The sequence below is a fragment of the Streptomyces sp. adm13(2018) genome (genome assembly GCF_008042145.1).
Lineage (GTDB): Bacteria > Actinomycetota > Actinomycetes > Streptomycetales > Streptomycetaceae > Streptomyces.
Genome location: NZ_RDBH01000129.1, coordinates 1,946,801 through 1,965,817 on the forward strand (window position 1 = coordinate 1,946,801; position 19,017 = coordinate 1,965,817).

General features: G+C 73.4%; 19 protein-coding genes. 11 read left to right on the forward strand and 8 right to left on the reverse strand.

Annotation, left to right across the window (positions count from 1 at the left end):
- The first annotated feature begins 214 nt into the window (after positions 1-214).
- The 5 genes from fabG (at position 215) to EAO70_RS25740 (ending at position 4,829) form a co-directional block, all read left to right on the forward strand.
- A complete protein-coding gene (gene fabG, locus EAO70_RS25720) occupies positions 215-976 on the forward strand; it encodes a 3-oxoacyl-ACP reductase FabG (RefSeq protein WP_148005103.1) in 762 nt (253 codons plus the stop codon).
- A gap of 28 nt (positions 977-1,004) precedes the next feature.
- A complete protein-coding gene (locus EAO70_RS25725) occupies positions 1,005-1,772 on the forward strand; it encodes an SDR family oxidoreductase (protein WP_148005104.1) in 768 nt (255 codons plus the stop codon).
- A gap of 148 nt (positions 1,773-1,920) precedes the next feature.
- Positions 1,921-3,498 carry an ABC transporter substrate-binding protein gene (locus tag EAO70_RS25730; protein WP_148005105.1) on the forward strand — a complete coding sequence of 526 codons (1,578 nt, stop codon included), beginning with the start codon at positions 1,921-1,923 and terminating at the stop codon, positions 3,496-3,498.
- A gap of 104 nt (positions 3,499-3,602) precedes the next feature.
- Entirely contained in the window at positions 3,603-4,286 is a 684-nt protein-coding gene (ung, locus tag EAO70_RS25735; RefSeq protein ID WP_148005106.1) for a uracil-DNA glycosylase, read from the forward strand.
- A gap of 69 nt (positions 4,287-4,355) precedes the next feature.
- Entirely contained in the window at positions 4,356-4,829 is a 474-nt protein-coding gene (locus EAO70_RS25740) for a hypothetical protein (protein ID WP_148005107.1), read from the forward strand.
- A 64-nt stretch (positions 4,830-4,893) separates the two neighbouring features.
- Here EAO70_RS25740 and EAO70_RS39520 read toward each other — a convergent pair whose 3' ends face one another.
- Entirely contained in the window at positions 4,894-5,469 is a 576-nt protein-coding gene (locus tag EAO70_RS39520; RefSeq protein ID WP_261993027.1) for a TetR/AcrR family transcriptional regulator, read from the reverse strand.
- A 103-nt stretch (positions 5,470-5,572) separates the two neighbouring features.
- On the opposite strand from EAO70_RS39520, the gene EAO70_RS25750 reads away from it, so the two are divergent.
- Positions 5,573-6,781, forward strand: a complete 1,209-nt coding sequence (locus tag EAO70_RS25750; protein WP_148005108.1) for an FAD-dependent monooxygenase — start codon at positions 5,573-5,575, stop codon at positions 6,779-6,781.
- A 59-nt stretch (positions 6,782-6,840) separates the two neighbouring features.
- Entirely contained in the window at positions 6,841-7,746 is a 906-nt protein-coding gene (locus EAO70_RS25755; RefSeq protein WP_148005109.1) for a Gfo/Idh/MocA family protein, read from the forward strand.
- On the opposite strand, the gene lnt is transcribed toward EAO70_RS25755, so the two are convergent.
- The 4 genes from lnt to EAO70_RS25775 form a co-directional block, all read right to left on the reverse strand.
- The gene (lnt, locus tag EAO70_RS25760) at positions 7,670-9,358 is read right to left on the reverse strand and encodes an apolipoprotein N-acyltransferase (RefSeq protein ID WP_148005110.1); all 1,689 of its coding nucleotides are present in this window, start codon (positions 9,356-9,358) and stop codon (positions 7,670-7,672) included. The two genes, EAO70_RS25755 and lnt, sit on opposite strands and share 77 nt — an antisense overlap.
- A gap of 206 nt (positions 9,359-9,564) precedes the next feature.
- Positions 9,565-10,011 (reverse strand): nuclear transport factor 2 family protein, encoded by a 447-nt coding sequence (locus EAO70_RS25765; protein ID WP_148005111.1) that lies wholly within the window; start codon positions 10,009-10,011, stop codon positions 9,565-9,567.
- Between the two features lie 150 nt (positions 10,012-10,161).
- Entirely contained in the window at positions 10,162-11,034 is an 873-nt protein-coding gene (locus tag EAO70_RS25770) for an undecaprenyl-diphosphate phosphatase (protein ID WP_148005112.1), read from the reverse strand.
- 81 nt (positions 11,035-11,115) lie between these two features.
- Positions 11,116-11,586: a winged helix-turn-helix transcriptional regulator gene (locus tag EAO70_RS25775; RefSeq protein ID WP_148005113.1), complete on the reverse strand. Its 471-nt coding sequence runs from the start codon at positions 11,584-11,586 to the stop codon at positions 11,116-11,118.
- Positions 11,587-11,721: 135 nt separating this feature from the next.
- Between EAO70_RS25775 and EAO70_RS25780 the strand changes: the two genes are divergently transcribed.
- Complete coding sequence (locus EAO70_RS25780; RefSeq protein WP_148005114.1) at positions 11,722-12,891, forward strand: thiolase family protein; 1,170 nt, start codon at positions 11,722-11,724, stop codon at positions 12,889-12,891.
- Between the two features lie 61 nt (positions 12,892-12,952).
- Here EAO70_RS25780 and EAO70_RS25785 read toward each other — a convergent pair whose 3' ends face one another.
- The gene (locus EAO70_RS25785) at positions 12,953-13,714 is read right to left on the reverse strand and encodes a TVP38/TMEM64 family protein (protein WP_148005115.1); all 762 of its coding nucleotides are present in this window, start codon (positions 13,712-13,714) and stop codon (positions 12,953-12,955) included.
- Between the two features lie 246 nt (positions 13,715-13,960).
- Here EAO70_RS25785 and EAO70_RS25790 point away from each other — a divergent pair, with 246 nt between their 5' ends.
- Together EAO70_RS25790 and EAO70_RS25795 are read left to right on the forward strand one after the other, a co-directional pair.
- Positions 13,961-14,683, forward strand: a complete 723-nt coding sequence (locus EAO70_RS25790; RefSeq protein ID WP_148005116.1) for a DNA alkylation repair protein — start codon at positions 13,961-13,963, stop codon at positions 14,681-14,683.
- A gap of 34 nt (positions 14,684-14,717) precedes the next feature.
- Entirely contained in the window at positions 14,718-15,563 is an 846-nt protein-coding gene (locus EAO70_RS25795) for a spermidine synthase (RefSeq protein ID WP_148005117.1), read from the forward strand.
- Here EAO70_RS25795 and EAO70_RS25800 read toward each other — a convergent pair.
- Together EAO70_RS25800 and EAO70_RS25805 are read right to left on the reverse strand one after the other, a co-directional pair.
- Positions 15,525-16,895 carry an MFS transporter gene (locus EAO70_RS25800; protein WP_187284018.1) on the reverse strand — a complete coding sequence of 457 codons (1,371 nt, stop codon included), beginning with the start codon at positions 16,893-16,895 and terminating at the stop codon, positions 15,525-15,527. The two genes, EAO70_RS25795 and EAO70_RS25800, sit on opposite strands and share 39 nt — an antisense overlap.
- A gap of 254 nt (positions 16,896-17,149) precedes the next feature.
- On the reverse strand, positions 17,150-18,271 hold the full coding sequence (locus EAO70_RS25805) for a hypothetical protein (RefSeq protein ID WP_148005118.1): 1,122 nt from the start codon (positions 18,269-18,271) through the stop codon (positions 17,150-17,152).
- Positions 18,272-18,391: 120 nt separating this feature from the next.
- Between EAO70_RS25805 and EAO70_RS25810 the strand changes: the two genes are divergently transcribed.
- The gene (locus tag EAO70_RS25810) at positions 18,392-18,829 is read left to right on the forward strand and encodes a DUF4442 domain-containing protein (RefSeq protein WP_148005362.1); all 438 of its coding nucleotides are present in this window, start codon (positions 18,392-18,394) and stop codon (positions 18,827-18,829) included.
- The last annotated feature ends 188 nt before the right edge of the window (positions 18,830-19,017 follow it).

The following is a 19,017-nucleotide window of genomic DNA, read 5'->3' on the forward strand; positions in this document are numbered from 1 at the left end:
TCCGTGCGCGTCGCGGGGCCGGGCGGGCCCCCCGTATCCCCGCCCGGCGACAGGGAGTGACCGGGTGCACCCGGTGGGCCGTTGACACCGGGTGCCAGGGCTTCTAGCGTCTCGTTCTGCGGACGATACTAAGCGGTCGCTCATGTGCGGGACGCAGGAGCGCGCGACCGGTTCGACCGCGACCAGGGACGATCCAAGGGCGAGGAGAACCAGCATGTCCACCACCGAGCAGCGCGTAGCCGTCGTCACGGGTGCCGCACGGGGCATCGGGGCCGCCACGGCGCTCCGTCTCGCGGCCGAGGGCCGCGCCGTCGCCGTACTCGACCTCGACGAGGCGGCCTGCAAGGACACCGTCGAGAAGATCACCGCCGCGGGCGGCACCGCCCTCGCGGTCGGCTGCGACGTCTCCGACAGCGCCCAGGTGGAGGCGGCCGTCGCGCGCGTCGCCGCCGAGCTCGGCGCGCCGACGATCCTCGTCAACAACGCGGGTGTGCTCCGCGACAACCTGCTCTTCAAGATGTCGGAGTCCGACTGGGACCTCGTCATGAACGTGCACCTCAAGGGCGCCTTCCTGATGGCGAAGGCCTGCCAGAAGCACATGGTGGACGCGGGCTTCGGCCGGATCGTCTCGCTCTCCTCCTCCTCGGCCCTGGGCAACCGCGGCCAGGCCAACTACTCGGCCGTGAAGGCCGGTCTCCAGGGCCTCACCAAGACCCTCGCCAAGGAGCTGGGCAAGTTCGGCGTCACCGCCAACGCCGTGGCCCCCGGCTTCATCGTGACCGAGATGACCGCGCAGACCGCCGAGCGCGTCGGCATGGGCTTCGAGGACTTCCAGGCCGCCGCCGCGTCGATGATCCCGGTGCAGCGGGTCGGCCGCCCCGAGGACGTCGCCAACGCGATCGCCTTCTTCGCCGGCGACGACGCCGGCTTCGTCTCCGGCCAGGTCATGTACGTGGCCGGCGGCCCCCTCAACTGACGACGGCACCGAGAGGAGTACGGCAGACATGACCGCACAGGCACGGCCGGAGCTGTCCGGCAAGGTCGCCCTCGTCACCGGCGCGAGCCGGGGCATCGGCTACGGCATCGCCGAGGCGCTCGTCGCCCGCGGAGACCGGGTCGTCATCACCGGACGCGGCGAGGAGGCCCTCAAGGAGGCCGTCGAGCGCCTCGGCGCCGACCGGGCCATCGCCGTCCCCGGCAAGGCCCACGACGAGGCCCACCAGGCCGCCGCGGTGGAGGCGGCGATGGACGGCTTCGGCCGGGTGGACTTCCTGATCAACAACGCCGGTACGAACCCGGTGTTCGGCGCCATCGCCGACCTGGATCTCGGGGTGGCCCGCAAGGTCTTCGAGACCAACGTGATCTCCGCGCTGGGCTTCGCCCAGCGGACCTGGCACGCCTGGCAGAAGGAGCACGGCGGGGCGATCGTGAACATCGCCTCGGTCGCCGGCGTCTCCGCCTCGCCGTTCATCGGCGCCTACGGAATCAGCAAGGCCGCGATGATCAATCTGACCATTCAGCTGGCCCATGAATTCGCCCCCGTCGTGCGGGTCAATGCGATCGCCCCCGCGGTCGTGAAGACGAAATTCGCGCAGGCCCTGTACGAGGGCCGCGAGGCGGAGGCGGCCGCCGCCTACCCGCTCGGCCGGCTCGGCGAGCCCGAGGACATCGGCGGCGCCGCCGCCTTCCTGACCTCGTCCCAGTCGGAGTGGATCACCGGCCAGACCCTCGTCGTCGACGGCGGGATTTTCCTGAACGCCGGAGTGGGCTGACCGATTATCGGACACTTTCCGGATTTCGTGTCCGGATTGGGCCCGGTTATACGTCGAATGCCGTAAGTGCCCCGTCAGGCTCGAACATTGACCTGACGGGGTGCTGCGGTATCGTCGGCCGACCCGTGGCTGAACGAGGAGCGTGCACGTGTTCAACCGGACCAGTCTGCAGGCCGCTGCAGCCCTTGTGTCCATATCCCTGGTAACCGGATGCAGTGTCTTCTCTGACAGTGATTCGGCCGGGGATCAGAGAATCGTCGTCGGTACGACGAGCTCTCCCACCACGCTTGACCCGGCTGCCGCCTGGGACAATTCGTGGGAGCTCTTCCGGAATGTGTTCCAGACGCTGGTGAGTTTCCCGACGGGCAGCACCACCCCGGCCTCCGACGCCGCGGACTGCAAGTTCTCGGACACCTCCAGCCGGGTCTTCGAGTGCAAACTCGTGGAGGGCCTCACGTTCTCCAACGGGCACAAGCTGGACGCCAGGGCCGTGCAGTACTCGATCGAGCGCATCCGCACGATCAACCACAAGGGCGGCCCGAACGGCATGCTCGGCTCGCTCGACAAGATCGAGATCGTCGGCGACCGGACCGTCGTCTTCAAGCTGAACAAGCCGGACGCCACCTTCCCGATGGTCCTGGCCACCCCGGCGATGTCCCTGGTGGACCCGGCCGAGTACCCGGCCGACCGCCTGCGCAAGGACGGCAAGCTCGTCGGCTCGGGACCGTACGTCCTCGACTCGTACACCGACGGCGAGTCGGCCGAGCTGACCAAGAACCCCACGTACAAGGGCTTCGCCGACCGCAAGAACGGCGGCGTGACCATCCGCTACTTCGACGAGTCCGAGGCCATGGTCACGGCGCTCAAGAAGAAGGAGATCGACGCCACCTACCGCGGCCTCACCGCCGAGGAGGTCATCGAACTCCAGGACGACAAGCCCGAGAACCAGGGTCTGCAGATCGTCGAGTCGACCGGCGCCGACATCCGCTACCTCGTCTTCAACGCCCAGGACCCCACGATCGCCAAGCCCGCGGTCCGCAAGGCCATCGCCCAGGTCGTCGACCGCGACGAACTGGTCAGCAAGGTCTACCAGGGCACCGCCGAGCCCCTGTACTCCATGGTGCCCAAGGGAATCGCCGGCCACACCACCAAGTTCTTCGACCGCTTCGGCGACCCGGACGCCAAGAAGGCCAAGAAGATCCTCCGCGAGGCCGGCATCACCGACCCCGTGAAGCTGAACTTCTGGTACACGACGGACCGCTACGGCTCCTCGACGGCCGCCGAGTTCAAGGAGCTCAAGCGCCAGCTGGAGGAGACCGGCCTCTTCGAGGTCACCATCGAGGGCAAGCCCTGGAAGGAGTTCCAGGCGGGCTACCAGAAGGGCGAGTACCCGGTCTTCGGCCGCGGGTGGTTCCCCGACTTCCCGGACCCGGAGAACTTCGTGGCCCCGTTCGTGGGCAAGGAGAACGTCCTCGGCACGCCGTACGAGAGCCCCCGGATCACCGGCGAACTGCTCCCGAAGTCCCGCCGCGAGAGCGACCGCGGGACCGTCACGGACGAGTTCGTCGAGGCCCAGGAGGTCATGGTCCAGGACGTCCGGCTGCTGCCGCTGTGGCAGGGCAAGCTGTACATCGCGGCCCAGGACGACATCGGCGGCGGCGAGGGCGCGCTCGACCCGCAGACCGTCATGCAGCTCTGGGAGCTGAGCCGCCGCGCCAGCTGGTAGGAGCCGGGCCGGCCGGCCGCCGGGAGCCCGCGGGGGTCACTGTCAGTGGCCCCCGGTAGGTTCGGGGACGGAGTTGAAGGAACGCCCACCGGAGGTTGTTGACCGTGACCGACACCAGCATGCTGCCCGAGTCCTGGCGGGGTGTCCTCGGCGAGGAGCTGCGCAAGCCGTACTTCGCCCAGCTCACCGAGTTCGTCGAGCAGGAGCGGGCGGCGGGACCGGTCTTCCCGCCGAAGGACGAGGTGTTCGCGGCCCTCGACGCCACCCCGTACGACAAGGTGAAGGTCCTGATCCTCGGTCAGGACCCCTACCACGGCGAGGGCCAGGGGCACGGCCTCTGCTTCTCGGTCCGGCCCGGGGTGAAGACCCCGCCCTCCCTGCGGAACATCTACAAGGAGATGCAGGCGGAGCTCGGTCACCCGGTGCCGGACAACGGCTATCTGATGCCGTGGGCCCAGCAGGGCGTCCTCCTGCTCAACGCCGTGCTGACCGTCCGCTCCGGCGAGGCGAACTCCCACAAGGGCAAGGGCTGGGAGAAGTTCACCGACGCGGTCATCACCGCCGTCGCCTCGCGCCCGGACCCCGCCGTCTTCGTCCTCTGGGGCAACTACGCCCAGAAGAAGCTGCCCCTCATCGACGAGGAGCGGCACGTGGTGGTCAAGGGCGCCCACCCCTCGCCCCTCTCGGCGAAGAAGTTCTTCGGATCGCAGCCCTTCACCCAGATCGACGCCGCCGTCGCGGCCCAGGGGCACGAGCCGATCGACTGGCGCATCCCGGACCTCGGCTGAGCCTCGGCCCGATCCGGCCGCCGTGCGGCTAGCGTCGGCTCTCCCAGTGGGTGAGCGGGTGGAGGTCGCGTGACCGAGCAGCAGCAGGTGTCGGACGACGGGGTCATGACCAGGATCGGGCAGGCGATGATGCTGCTCCACGGCGGCGACCGCGAGGAGGCACGCAACCGCTTCGGGCTGATCTGGCAGCAGATCGGCCCGGACGGGGACCCGCTGCACCGGTGCACCCTCGCGCACTACATGGCGGACGCCCAGGACGACCCCGACACCGAGCTGGCCTGGGACCTCCGGGCCCTCAGCGCGGCCGAGGGCCTCGCGGAGGAGCGGCTCGCCGAGCACAGCTCGGCGGTGGCCCTCCGCGCGCTGTACCCCTCGCTCCACCTCAACCTGGCCGCCGACTACGTCAAACTCCGGCGTCCCGACGCCGCGCGGGTCCATCTGGACCGGGCCCGCGCCGCCTCGGACCACCTCGACGACGACGGCTACGGGAACGGGGTGCGGGCCGCGATCGAGCGCCTGGAGCTACGGCTGCGCGCCATGTGAGGACCGGGGGAGCCCCGCGGCCTGCGGCGGTGCGCACCCGGCGCCCGTGCGGTCGGTGTGGGGCTCAGCGGCCGTGCGTGCCGTGGCAGAGGAGGGACGGTGCGCCGCCGGGGGCCCAACCGCCGTACTGCTCGCCCAGGGCGCAGACGTCCGCCCTCAGGAGCGGCGGCCTCGCCGGCAGTCCGGCGGCCGCCGACGGGAGTGCGGGCAGCGGCGGCCTCGTGCCGGTCGGCTGCCCAGGCTCCGGCTCCCGCGGCCGTGTCGTCGACGCGCCGGTCGGGGCCGCCTCCCTCTGATGCGCCTCGGGCGGGGGCGCGGGCACGTCCGGTCCGTCCGCCGTCCCCGGCCCGGTGGCGCCCGGCAGTTCGTCCGGCGTCAGCACCTGCGACTCCCGCTGCACCTGCCGTCGGACCGCCGTCTCTAGGAGTGCCTGCCGGGTGCGCGCGTGGTTCGAGGTCGACCCCTGCGGCAGCCCCGCCCGCTCGTCCACGGCCCGGTGGGTCAGACCCCGCATGCCGCGCTCCACGAGGAGGTCGAGGGCCGCGTCGCCGATCCGGTCCGCACGGGAGGCGGGGGCGTCGGCGGCCCCCTGGGAGCCCCGCGGGTCGAGAGGGGCGGCGGAGGGTGTCGCTGAGGTCATGAGGACAACCTACAGCCGTCCGCTCCCCGCCCCACTACAGCTGTAGTAAGGTCGGAGTCAGCGAGCGCACTACACCTGTAGTCGCCTGATCCGGGGAGCCGTCATGGAACAGCACCAGGCCGTCGTCGTCGGAGCCGGCATCGGAGGCCTCACCGCGGCCGTCGCCCTGCACCGCAACGGCTGGCAGGTCACCGTCCTGGAGCGGGCCGCCGACCTCGCCCCCGTCGGGGCCGGCATCGGTCTCGCCCCCAACGCCCAGCGCGCCCTCGACGTCATCGGCCTCGGCGACCGGGTCCGCGACCTCGCCGCATGGCAGGGCGACGGCGGGATGCGCGCCCCCGACGGCCGCTGGCTCGCCCGGACGAACGCCGCGGCCGCCGCCGCCCGCTTCGGCGGGCCGCTGGTCCTCCTCCACCGGGCCACCCTCGTCGACCTCCTCACCTCGGCCCTGCCCCACGGCACCGTCCGCACCGGCGCGGCCGCCACCCTCGTCGACCCCGGCGACGACCTGCGCCCCGCCCGGCTCGCCACCCCCGAGGGCGAGATCGAGGCCGCGCTCGTCGTGGCCGCCGACGGCATCCGCTCCACCGTCCGGCACTCCCTCTTCCCCGAGCACCCCGGCCCGCGGTACGCCGGCTGCACCACCTGGCGGGTCGTCGTCCCGGCCCCGGAGCGGCCGTTCGCCCCGCACGAGACCTGGGGCGCCGGACGCCTGTGGGGGACCCAACCCCTCAAGGACGGCCGGATCTACGCGTACGCGATGGCCGCCGCCCCGGCCGGCGGCCGGGCCCCCGACGACGAGAAGGCCGAACTCCTGCGGCTCTTCGGCGACTGGCACCACCCCGTCCCCGACATCCTCGCCGCCGTCGACCCCGGCCAGGTCCTCCGCCACGACGTCCACCACCTGCCCGACCCGCTGCCGGCCTTCCACCGGGGCCGGGTCGCCCTCCTCGGCGACGCCGCGCACGCGATGATGCCGAGCCTCGGCCAGGGCGGGAACCAGGCGATCGAGGACGCCGTCGTCCTCGCCCACCACCTCGGCCCGGCCGACGCCCACCGCACCGGCTCCGCACCGGGCCCCGCCCTCGCCGCGTACACCGCCGACCGCCTTCCCCGTACCACCGCCATCGTCCGCAAGGCCGCCCGCACCGGCGCCGTCACGCTGCTCTCGGCCCGGCCCGCCGTCGCCCTCCGGTCCACGCTCGTCGGCGCCGTCTCCCGCTTCGGCCCCGGGCTCGTCCTGCGCGGGTTCGACGGGATCGCCGACTGGCGGCCGCCGGTGGCCCCCGGCCGGCCCGCGCATTCCGCGTAAGCTGACCGGCGCGAACGCCCCACCGTGGCGGGGCATGTGGACTGGACAAGGGAGAACCCGTGAAGGTTGGCTGCATCGGACTCGGCGACATCGCGCAGAAGGCCTACCTTCCGGTCCTCTCCACCCTTCCCGCGGTCGAGCTCCACCTCCAGACCCGCACCCGGGCGACGCTCGACCGGGTCGCCGACACCCTCCACCTGCCCGCCGCGCAGCGCCACGGCGACCTCGACTCGCTGCTCTCCGCGGGACTCGACGCCGCCTTCGTCCACGCCCCGACCGCCTCGCACGCCGAGATCGTCGGCCGCCTCCTGGACGCCGGCGTCCCCACGTACGTCGACAAGCCCCTCGCCTACGAGTACGCCGAGTCCGAGGGGCTCGTGGAACTGGCCGAGAAGCGCGGGGTCGGCCTCGCCGTCGGCTTCAACCGGCGCCTCGCCCCCTCGTACGCCCAGTGCGCCGAGCACCCGCGCGAGCTGATCCTCCTGCAGAAGAACCGCATCGGCCTCCCCGAGGACCCCCGCACCTTCGTCCTCGACGACTTCATCCACGTCGTCGACACCCTGCGGTTCCTGCTGCCCGGCGAGATCGAGCACATCGACGTGCGCGCCCGCGTCCGCGAGGGGCTCATGCACCACGTCGTGCTCCAGCTCTCCGGCGACGGCTTCACCGCCATCGGCATGATGAACCGGATGAACGGCTCCACCGAGGAGATCCTGGAGGTCTCCGGGCAGGACACCAAGCGCCAGGTCCTGAACCTCTCCGACGTCGTCGACCACAAGGGCCAGCCGACCCTGCGGCGGCGCGGCGACTGGGTGCCGGTGCCCCGCCAGCGCGGCATCGAACAGGCCGTCCTCGCCTTCCTCGACGCCGTCCGCGACGGGCGGGAGCTCAGTGCCCGGGACGCCCTGCTGACCCACGAGCTGTGCGAGCGCGTCGTGCGCGAGGCCCTGACCCAGGCCTCCTGAACGCGCCGGCGCCCTCGGCGGCGCACACCGCGCCGATCACGGCCGGCGCCGCGTACAGGGGCCAGTCGCCCCAGCGGACGTAGCCCGTCGTCGTGTCGGAGAGCGGGAGTTCGCGTACGGCGACGGCGCTCGCGTCCGTCCCGAGCACCGTCCCGATCCTGCGCCCGTCGGGGCCGTACGCCGCGCTGACCCCGGTGAGCGTCGCGTGCGCGACCGGCCTGCCCGTCTCCGCGGCCCGCAGCGCCGCGAGGGACGCGTGCTGGGCGGGCGCCCAGCTGTTCTGGAAGGTGCTCGTCGACGACTGGACGACGAGCAGTCCGGCCCCGTCCCGGACCAGGCGGCGGCTCATGTCGGGGAAGGCGGACTCGAAGCAGATGAGCGGGCCGACCAGCGGAGCCGGGGTGCCCTCGCCTCCGGCCGGCGGGGGCAGGGTCATCACGACCGGCTCGGTGCCCCGCCGGCGGTCCTCGGCGGCGGCCTTGCCGAACGACGTCACCCAGCCCAGCACCCCGCGGGCCGGGATGTACTCGCCGAACGGCACGAGCCGCATCTTGTCGTAGCGCTGTCCCGTGGGCCCCGCCGGGCCGACCAGGACCGCGCTCTTGAAGATGCCGGGCCGGTCGCTCCGGCGCGCGTCGACGTTGACCAGCAGTGGCGCGCCGACCTGCTGCGAGAGGGCCGTGAGCCGGGCGGCGAGGTCGGGCCGGCCGGCCGGGTCGGCGCCGACCCCGCTCTCACCCCACACCACCAGGTCGAGGCGCTGCCCGGCGAGCGAGCGGGTGAGCTCCTCGGCGCGGTCGAACCGCCGCTCCGCCCCGTCCGCCCCGTCGAACACCCCCGGCTGTACGAGGGCCACCCGCACCGTCCCGGTCACCCGCGGCGCCCCCACTCCCCACGCGGCCGTACCGGCGACGAGCGCGCAGCCCACGATCCCCGCGACCCCGACGGCCCGCAGCCCCGGCGCGGCCACCAGCAGGGCCACGGCGGTGTTCGCGGCCACCACGAGCAGGGTCACCAGCCAGACCCCGCCGACCGAGGCGAGCCGCAGCGCCGGCTGCACCTGCCACTGGCTCGCCCCGAGCAGCCCCCAGGGGCCTCCCAGCCCCTCCCAGGACCGCACCAGCTCGATCAGCAGCCAGCCCGACGGCACCGCGACCAGGGCGACGGCGGCCCGCAGCGCCGGCGGCGTGCCCCCGATGAGGGACCGTACGAGCCAGGCCCAGGGCAGCCACAGCAGGCCGAGCAGCGCGGAGACCGGCAGGAGGAAGACGTGCAGGCTGGGCAACAGCCAGTGGTGGACGGCGAGCACGAACCCGATCCCGCCGAGCCAGCCGTCCAGGGCGGCCCGGCGCGCTCCGGGAGCCGTCCGGATCAGGAGCAGCCAGGGAACGAGCGCCAGGTACGCCCACCACCAGAGCCCGGGGGCGGGGAAGGCGAGCGCGGGCAGCGCGCCGAAACAGACCGCGAGCAGGGACCGGACGAAGCCGCGCCGCCGGATGGGGCGCCGGTCGCGGCTCCCGGACCGGTCCGGGTCGGCGTCGGGTCCGCGGCCGCGGTCGGGGTCCGCGCCGCCGCCCTCGTCCGGGCTGCGTCGTACGAACGGATCTCGCATGGCATGCCTCCGCCCTTGCCTTCAGTGTCGGGCGTGACCGGGTTCGGCGCGGCTCGGGAGGTCCGTAGTGGTGACCGGGCCCGCGCCGACGCCGGAAGCGGCGCGCGAGGCAGACGGTTCTCGGACCGGCGAAGAGCGGCCCCGGACCGACACGCGAGGCGGGCCGGCGGCGGGTGGACCGACACGCGAGGCCCGTCGCCGTGGGGTCACCCGTGCCGCCGCCACCGTTCCTCGACGACGACCGAGGTCAGTCGCCAGCCGTCGGCGGTGCGCACGGCGCCGAACGCGTAGCGGCCGCCGCAGACGAAGTCCTCGCCTGAGGTGAACCGCATCGGGTTGACGTAGTCGGCGCGGATCTCGGCGGTGTCGCCGTTCTCCGGGTACCCGGCGGGCCCGGAGAAGAGGACGCGGCGGTTCACGATGAGGTGCTGGCGTACGGGGAAGAGCGTGAGGGTCTCGGCGAGCCAGTCGGCGACCTCGGCCGCCGGACCCTCGATGCCGCCCGAGCCCCGGTAGTCGGCCCGGCCGTCCGGGGCGAACAGGGCCCGGTAGGCGGCCCAGTCGGCGTCGTCCACGGCCGCCGCGTACCCGGTGACCAGGTCGTCGACGGCGAGTCGGTCCATCACGGTGGCGAGGTCCACGCGCTGCGTCATCGGATCAGTGTCGGGCAGGCACGGCCAGGGGAGAAGGGGCGTGCGCCGGGCGACTCCCGGACCCCGGCACCCCTGGCCGAAACACACCGCGCCGGACCCCACGATCGGGACCCGGCACGCCGGTGGTGCCGCCCGCGCGGGGCGGCCGGGTCACTGCCCCGACTCGCCCGCGTGCGGGCTCAGGACGTCCGTGCCCACCAGGACGAACAGCAGGATGCCGAGCAGGATCCGGTAGATCACGAAGGGCATGAAGGACTTCGTGGTGATGAACTTCATGAACCAGGCGATCACCGCGTAGCCGACCGCGAAGGCGATGATCGTGGCGAAGATCGTCGGGCCCCAGGAGACGTGTCCCTCGCCCGCGTCCTTGAGTTCGTAGGCGCCCGAGGCGAGGACCGCGGGGATCGCGAGGAGGAACGAGTACCGGGCGGCCGCCTCGCGGGTGTAGCCCATGAGCAGGCCGCCGGAGATCGTCGCGCCGGAGCGGGAGACGCCGGGGATCAGGGCCATCGCCTGGCAGACGCCGAAGATCAGGCCGTCCTTGACGCCGAGTTCCTTGAGCGTCTTGCGCTCGCGGACGACCCGGTGGCGGCCGCCGATCTCGTCGCGGGCCGCGAGCCGGTCCGCGATGCCGAGGACGATGCCCATGACGATCAGGGTCGTGGCGATCAGCCGCAGGTCGCGGAACGGGCCCTCGATCTGGTCCTTGAGCGTGATGCCGAGGACGCCGATCGGGATCGAGCCGACGATCACCAGCCAGCCCATCTGGGCGTCGTGGTCGGCGCGCATCGACCTGTCGGTGAGGGAGCGGAACCAGGCCGAGACGATCCGGACGATGTCCTTGCGGAAGTAGATCAGTACGGCGGTCTCCGTGCCGATCTGGGTGATGGCGGTGAAGGCCGCACCCGGGTCTTCCCAGCCCGCGAACGCCGCGGTGAGACGGAGGTGCGCGCTGGAGGAGATGGGAAGGAACTCCGTCAGCCCCTGGACGAGTCCGAGGATGAACGATTCGAACCAACTCATGGGGCTAGGGCCGTCCCGTTATGTACGTGTGCGGTCAGAAGGTCGAGCGCAGCGTACCGCCCCAAGATGACGGGCCCGTGCTCAGGTCTCGCGGGGGGTCGTCGGGCCCGCCGCGGTCCATCCCGGGGCCCGTACGTGGGCGGTGACGCTGTCGCGGTCGGCCTCGTCCCCGCAGTGCGCGCAGACGATCCGGTGGCTGAGGACCTCGCCGCACCGGTGCTCCAGGACGACCGGGCGGTCGTCGGGGTTGAGGTGGCGGTCGCCCCAGGCCATCAGGGTCAGCAGGACCGGTCCGAGCTCCTCGCCGGCCGCCGTGGCGCGGTACTCGAAGCGCTGGGGGCGTTCGCTGTACTGCACCTTCTCCAGGACTCCGGCCTCGACGAGCCGCTTGAGGCGGGTGGTGAGGATGTCGCGGGGCGCGCCGGTGTTGCGGGCGATCCGGTCGAAGCGGCGCACGCCGAGGGAGACCTCGCGGAGCACCAGCAGGGAGTACTTCTCGCCGACGAGCGCCAGGGTGTCGGCGATCGAGCAGGGGCGGGGGGCGGCCTTCATGGGTCAAGGGTAGGGCAGCGCCCGGCCGGTGAGTTGGGTAATCAAACTCACCAGGCATGGTGGGTTGGGAAATCCAACTCTGTGGTCTATGTTACCGACGAGTGTCGGTCCGCCCGTCCACGTCAGGAGCCCGTCATGCGCGACGCCGTCATCGTCGAAGCCGTCCGTACGCCGACAGGAAAGGGCAAGCCGGGTGGCGCCCTCTCCCATGTCCACCCCGTCGCCCTGCTCTCCCACACCCTGCGCGCCCTGGTCGAGCGCAGCGGCGTCGACCCCGCCCTCGTCGACGACGTGATCGGCGGCACCGTCGACCAGGTCGGCGAACAGGCCATGAACACCACCCGCTACGCCTGGCTCGGTGCCGGGCTCCCCGAGTCCGTGCCCGCCACCACCGTCGACCGGCAGTGCGGCTCCTCCCAGCAGGCCGTGCACTTCGCCGCCCAGGGAGTGCTCTCCGGCGCGTACGACATCGCCGTCGCCTGCGGCGTCGAGTCCATGAGCCGGGTCCCCATGTGGTCCAACGTGCCGCCGGGCGCCGACCCCTTCGGTCCCGGCGTCGCCGAGCGCTACCCCGGTGGCCTCGTCCCGCAGGGCGTCAGCGCCGAACTCATCGCCGCCGAGTGGTCGATCGACCGCGCGGCCATGGACGCCTTCGCCACCACCTCGCACACCAGGGCGGCGCGCGCCTGGGAGGCCGGACTCTTCGACGCCGAGGTCGTCCCGTACGAGAACGTCCGCCGCGACGAGTCGGTGCGCCCGGCGACCAGCCCCGAGGTCCTCGCCGGGCTCCGGCCCTCCTTCGAGGACCCTGGCTTCGCCGAGCGCTTCCCGCAGATCTCCTGGTCGGTCACCGCGGGCAACAGCAGCCCGATCAACGACGGCGCCTCCGCCGTCCTCGTCATGGCCTCCGACACGGCCGCCCGCCTCGGCCTCCGCCCGCTCGCCCGGCTCCACTCCTTCGCCGTCACCGGCTCCGACCCGCTGCTGATGCTCACCGGCGTCATCCCGGCCACGGAGAAGGTGCTGCGGCGCGCTGGCCTCGCCCTCGACGACATCGACCTCTTCGAGATCAACGAGGCGTTCGCCGCCGTCGTCCTCGCCTGGCAGCGGTCCACCGGCGCCGACCCGGCCAAGGTCAACGTCCACGGCGGGGCGATCGCCCTCGGCCACCCCCTGGGCGCCAGCGGCACCCGCCTCACCACCACCCTCGTCCACGCCCTGCGCGCCCGGGGCGCCCGCTACGGGCTCCAGGCGATGTGCGAGGCGGGCGGCCTCGCCAACGCGATGATCGTCGAGGCGCTCTGATCCGCCCCGCCACGGACCGGGCTCCGTGGCGGGGGCCGGTCCGTGGCGGGGCCGGCCCTTTCTAGCGGGGGCCGCCCACCCCCGCGGGCTCCGGCTCCGCGGCCACGACCGGGGCCGGGGCCGGGGCCCGCAGGTGGTGCCGCTTGCGCCAGGCGACCACCGCGGCCGCCGCCATGGACAGCGCGATGAAGCCCGCCGACGCGAGGAACGCCGGAGAGCCGGGCTCGCCCGCCTGCGCCCCCGCCACCACGTACGCCGCGGTGTTGGGCACCGAGCCGAGCGCCGTCGCCACCAGGAACGGCACGTACTTCATGCGCGAGACGGCGGCGCAGTAGTTGGCCGCCGCGAACGGCACCCCCGGGAACAGCCTGATCGCCAGCATCGAGCGGAACCCGTGCCGGCTGAGCTGCCCGTCCGCCGCCGTCAGCCAGCGGCCCCGCAGCATCGGCCGCAGCGCGTCCTGCCCCAGGAAGCGGCCGAGGGTGAAGGAGATCCCGGCGCCCAGCACCGTCCCCGCGATCGCCGCGGTGAGCCCGTACGCCGAGCCGAACAGGGCGCCGGCCGCCAGGTTGAGCACCGGCCGCGGGACGAACGCCGCCGTGCACACGCCGTACGCCAGACCGAAGAGCATCACCGCGCCCGTGCCGTCCGACTGCCGCGGCCAGCCCGAGGAGAGCAGCCGCTGTGGCTCGTACAGCACGACGAGGGCGGCCGCGGTGAGCAACACCAGCGCGAGCAGCGAGAGCCGGGCGCGGGGCGCGAGCAGGGCCCGGGAGCAACGGACGGCGAGGGAGCCCGGCGGCCGGGGCACGGGAGCGAGCATTCGGGGAGAGTAGCGGACGCGTCCGTATGATCGCCGTAATGTACGTCATGTCCGCCCGGGCTGACGGTATTCCGACCCGGGCGGACATGACGTACACCTCGGCCGGCGGCGCACACCCCGGGCCGAGAGTGCGCGCCCCCGCCGACCGCACGCGCGCCCGGTAGGCGCCCCGCTCGCACCCGGCCGGCCCGGCATCGCGCGTGGGGCGCCCGGTCCCGGACGTACCACCCACCCCAGGGAGGCCCCATGACCCAGACCGCACCGGCGGGCAGCCCGGCGGGCGTCCCCCGCAGCGCCCTCGCCGACACCGTCCTCCAGCGGCTCACCACGGTCTATCCCGCCGCGGGAAACCCGTTCCGGGCCCAGGAGATGGTCGCGTACATGAAGGGGGTCGCCCCCTTCCTCGGGATCCGCACCCCGGAGCGCCGCGCCCTGTCGCGGACCGTCCTCGACGGCACGCCCCGCCCCGACGAGCACGACTGCGTCGCCGTGGCCCTGCGCTGCTTCGCCCTGCCCGAGCGCGAGTACCACTACTTCGCCGTCGACTACCTGCGCCGCCACGTGCGGCGCTGCTCCTCGGACTTCCTGCCCGTCGCCCGCCGGCTCGTCACCACCGTCTCCTGGTGGGACACCGTCGACCATCTCGCCGCCCACGTCGTCGGCGGCCTCGTCGCCGCCGATTCCGCCCTCGGCGCGCGCATGGACGAGTGGATCGAGGACGAGGACCTGTGGGTGGCCCGGACGGCGATCCTCCACCAGCTCCGCTTCAAGGAGGCCACCGACGCGGACCGGCTCTTCGCCCACTGCCTGCGCCGCGCCGCCGACACCGACTTCTTCCTGCGCAAGGCCATCGGCTGGAGCCTGCGCGAGTACGCCAAGACCGCCCCGGCCGAGGTCCGCTCCTTCGTCGCCGCGCACCAGGGCCGGCTCTCGCCCCTCTCGGTGCGCGAGGCCCTCAAGCACCTCTGACGGCCCATCCGGGCGGCCCCGGCACAATGAGGGCGTGACAGAGCAGATTCCCGTCGTCCGCGAGGTCGACCAGGGCACCGCGCGACTCATGCCCGACGTGGACCGGGAGCGCGCCTGGCTCCTGACGGTCGACGGCGCACCGCAGTCGTACGTCGACCTCGACGACCCGGCGTACCTGGAGTTCGAGTACGCGCGCCGGCTCGCCCACGTCGTCGACGGCACCGCCGACGACGACGTGCCGCTGGACGTCCTGCACCTCGGCGGGGGCGCGCTCTCGCTGCCCCGTTACGTGGCCGCCACCCGTCCCGGCTCGCGCCAGGACGTGGTCGAGGCCGACCGGGGCCTGCTCGCGCTCGTCACCGAACACCTCCCGCTGCCCGCGGGATCGGGGATCACCGTGCACGGCGCGGACGCCCGGCGCTGGCTGGAGGCCGCGCCCGCCGCCTCGGCGGACCTCGTGATCGGCGACGTCTTCGGGGGCTCCCGGGTGCCCGCCCACCTCACCTCGGTGGAGTACGCGCGCGAGGTACGGCGCGTCCTGCGCCCCGGCGGCCTCTATGCCGCCAACCTGGCCGACGGGGCGCCCTTCGCGTTCCTCCGCTCCCAGCTCGCCACGTTCGCCGCCGTCTTCCCCGAACTCGCGCTGGTCGCGGAACCGGGCGTGCTGCGCGGCCGCCGCTTCGGGAACGCGGTCCTGGTGGCCTCCGGCCGCGAGATCGACACCGCCCACCTCGCGCGCCGGGCCGCGGCGGACGCCTTCCCCGCGCGCGTGGAGCACGGTGACGCCCTGAACCGCTTCACCGGCGCCGCGGAACCGGTCCCCGACACCGGGGCCGTGCCCTCACCCGTCCCGCCGGACGGCGCCTTCGGCATCGGCTGAGGGAGGCGCGGGCAGGAAGGCGGCCGTCGGCGGGTTCGCGGACCCGGCACCGGCCGCCGCCACGGAGGGCTCCCGCCCGGCCGCCGCCTTCACCTGCGGACGCCGTGTCATGTGCCGGACGTCCGGCACCAGCAGGACCAGCGCGGTGACCAGCACCATCAGCCCCGCCGCGCCCCACAGCGCCGTACTCCGGCCGAAGGCGCTCTCCGCGGGGCCCGCGAGCGCCGTCGTCAGCGGCATCAGGGCCGTCGAGCCGAACCAGTCGTACGCCGACACCCGCGACAGCTTCTCCTCCGGGATCTCCTGGTGCATGGTCGTCATCCACGAGACGCCGAAGACCTCGATGGCCACGCCGCTGACGAACATCGCGGCCGTGAGCCCCGCCGCGTCGAGCGGGACCGCGAGCGCCGCGGACGGCAGCGCGATCGGGAAGACGCAGAGCGTCCCGACGAACAGCAGACGGCGGGGCTTCCAGCGGGCCATCAGGAAGGCGCCGGCGAGCGTTCCCACCCCGTACGCGGCGAGCGCGACGCCCCAGGGACGCGCGCCGCCCAGCTCGGCCTTGGCGACCAGCGGCCCGTACACCGACTCGACCGCTCCGATGAGCCCCACCACGACGGAGAACTGGGCGACGATCGACCACAGCCAGGGCCGGCCGACGAACTCGTGCCAGCCCTCGCGGAGGTCGGCGAAGAGGCCGCCGCCCGGCGCGCGCTCGGGGATGCCGCCCACGTCCAGGAACGCGCGGAGCCCGCCCGCGACCGCGAACGCCACGGCGTCGATCAGCAGGACCCAGCCGGGCCCGACGAACGCGACGAGCGCGCCGCCGAGGGCCGCGCCGCCGATGGAGGCGCCGTGCATGGCCATGCGGTAGACGGCGAACGCGCGGCTCGCCTGCTCCCCGGTGACGCTGGCCATGAGCATGCCCTCGGCCGCCGGGTTGAAGAAGGCCTGGCCGGTGCCGCAGAGCGCGGTGAGCACCATCATCTGCCAGATCTGCGCCGAGCCCGCGAGCACGAGGGCGGCGAAGACCGCCTGGGAGACGCAGTTGAGGACGTTCGCCGCGACCATCACGCGGTGCCGGGGCACCCGGTCGGCGACCGCGCCGCCGATCAGCAGGAAGAGGACCAGCGGCAGGAACCGCGCCATCGCGACGAGTCCCACGTCGCCCGCGTCGCCCCCGGAATCGAAGACCGCCCAGGTGGTGGCGATCAGCGCGCCGTGCGTGCCGAGGTTCGTCACGATCGTGGCGGCGGTCAGGAGGACGTAGTTGCGCCCGGCCCATTCGGGGCGGCGGGGCGTGCGGTGGGGCACGGTGGCGGGACTGTTCACCCCGGGACTATCCCTGCCGGGCCGCCGGTACGGCAATCCGATTGTCGGACGCCGGTGCCTGCCCCCGGCGCGAGCCGGTCCTCGGGCGCGAGCCGACCCCCGGGCGCGAGCCGGTCCCACGTACTCCGGCCCCGACGCGAGCCGGCCCGCGCACGCACGCCGGCCCCGCACACGCCGGCCCCGCACGCGCCGGCCCCGGCGCGTGGACGGGCCACGGGCCGGGGCCGGGACGTCGGCCGGCGGCCGTCGTGCGGTCAGGAGGTCGGAGCGAGCCGGACCGTCGACAGGATCTGCTTGATGGTGGCGTCCGGCAGCTCGTCCGCGACGCCGGCCGCCCCGTAGAGCACCCAGGTCGAGAAGTCGCCCTGTGCGTTCTTGAAGGTGAAGGCGATCGACTTGCCGTCCGTCTCGCACTTGTTGCGCTTCTTGACGCCCGGGGCCGTCGCCGTCGCCATGTGGCCGGTGAGACCCGACTTCGTCTTGTACGGCACCGCCTTGGAGATCTTGATGATGCTCTGCGGCATGTGCTGGGCGTAGCCGCCCCAGACCCAGGTGCCGGCCTCGCTGCGCGCGGCGTCCGAGGTGTTCTTGGCGCCCTGGCCGCCCTTGGTGCCGGCGGTGCTCAGGCCCCAGGTCTCCTTGCTGCCGTTCTTGTCGGTGTCGAACGTGCACCACTCGCTCTTGAGGCGGGTCGGCGAGGACATGGTGACGAGCGGGCTGCCGTCGTTCTTCTTCTCGTCCTGGAAGAAGGTGATCACACCGGGCTTCAGCACCTCCCACTCCGGCGGGACGTCGAAGAGGGTGCCGTACTTCGGGTTGTAGACGACCTTCCAGCCGGGGATCGTCGGCTGCTGGGCGGCGCCGTCGCGCGGGTTCTCGATCCCGGACGGGCTGTCGCTCGGGATCGTCGACGGGTCGGTCGTCGGTGCGGCGGGCGCGGACGCGGTCGGCGGCTTCTGGTCGGCGGTCGTCTTCTTGTCGTCGTCCTTGTCGAGGACGAAGAAGCCGGTGACGCCGGCCGCGACGACGACGGCGGTCGCGGCGAGGATCGCCACGAGCGTCGTCTTCTTCTTGCCTCCCTCGGGACCGCCGGGCGGCACGGGGCCCGGCGGGCCGTACTGCTGTGCCACGGTGGGCTGCTGGTACGGGTTCGGCTGGCCGTAACCCTGCGGCTGGCCGTACCCCTGCTGCGGGTAGCCCGGCTGGGGCGGTGGCTGCTGCGGGTAGCCGGGCTGCGTCGGCGGCTGCGGGTACCCGGGCTGGGTCGGCGGCTGCTGATACGGGTTCGGCTGCTGGTACCCCGACTGCTGGTAGGGGTTCTGACTCTGGTCCTGCGGGTTCTGCTCGCCCCCGGGCGGCTGCTGTCCTGGCCACATGGCCAGTAACCATAGAGGTGCGGAGCCTCCGCGACCACGCCCGCCCCCGCAGAGCGTGCGCGTGAGGGATGGCCAAGGCTGCTACTCGTGGGTAACATCACGGCCATGAGCGCAGACCAGATGACCGTCGGCGAGATGCTCGCCGCGACGGTGCCCATGGCCGGAACCCTGAACCTGGAGTTCCTGGAGACCACCGCCGAGCGCGCCGTCGTGCGCCTGCCGGACCAGCCCGCCTACCACAACCACGTCGGCGGACCGCACGCCGGAGCGATGTTCACGCTCGCCGAGTCCGCCAGCGGCGCCATCGTGCTCGCCGCCTTCGGCGACCAGCTGAGCCGCGCCGTGCCGCTCGCCGTCAGCGCCGAGATCGGCTACAAGAAGCTCGCGATGGGCGTCGTCACGGCCACCGCCACCCTCGGCCGCCCCGCCGCCGAGGTCGTCGCCGAACTCGACGCGGGCGAGCGCCCGGAGTTCCCCGTGCGGATCGAGATCACCCGCGCGGACGGCGCCGTGACCGGCGAGATGACCGTCGTGTGGACGCTCCGCCCGAACGCCTGACCGGCCGGGCTCCGGTCCGCCCCCGTCGGCCGACCGACCGTGCCCCGGACCGGGCCCATCGGCTGACGACCGCGCCCCGGACCCCATCGGCTCACCGACCGCGCCCCGGATCGGCCCCGATCGCCTGACCGGTCGCGCCCGGGCCGCCCCCGAACGCCTGCCCGGTCGCGCCCCGGACCGCCCTCGAA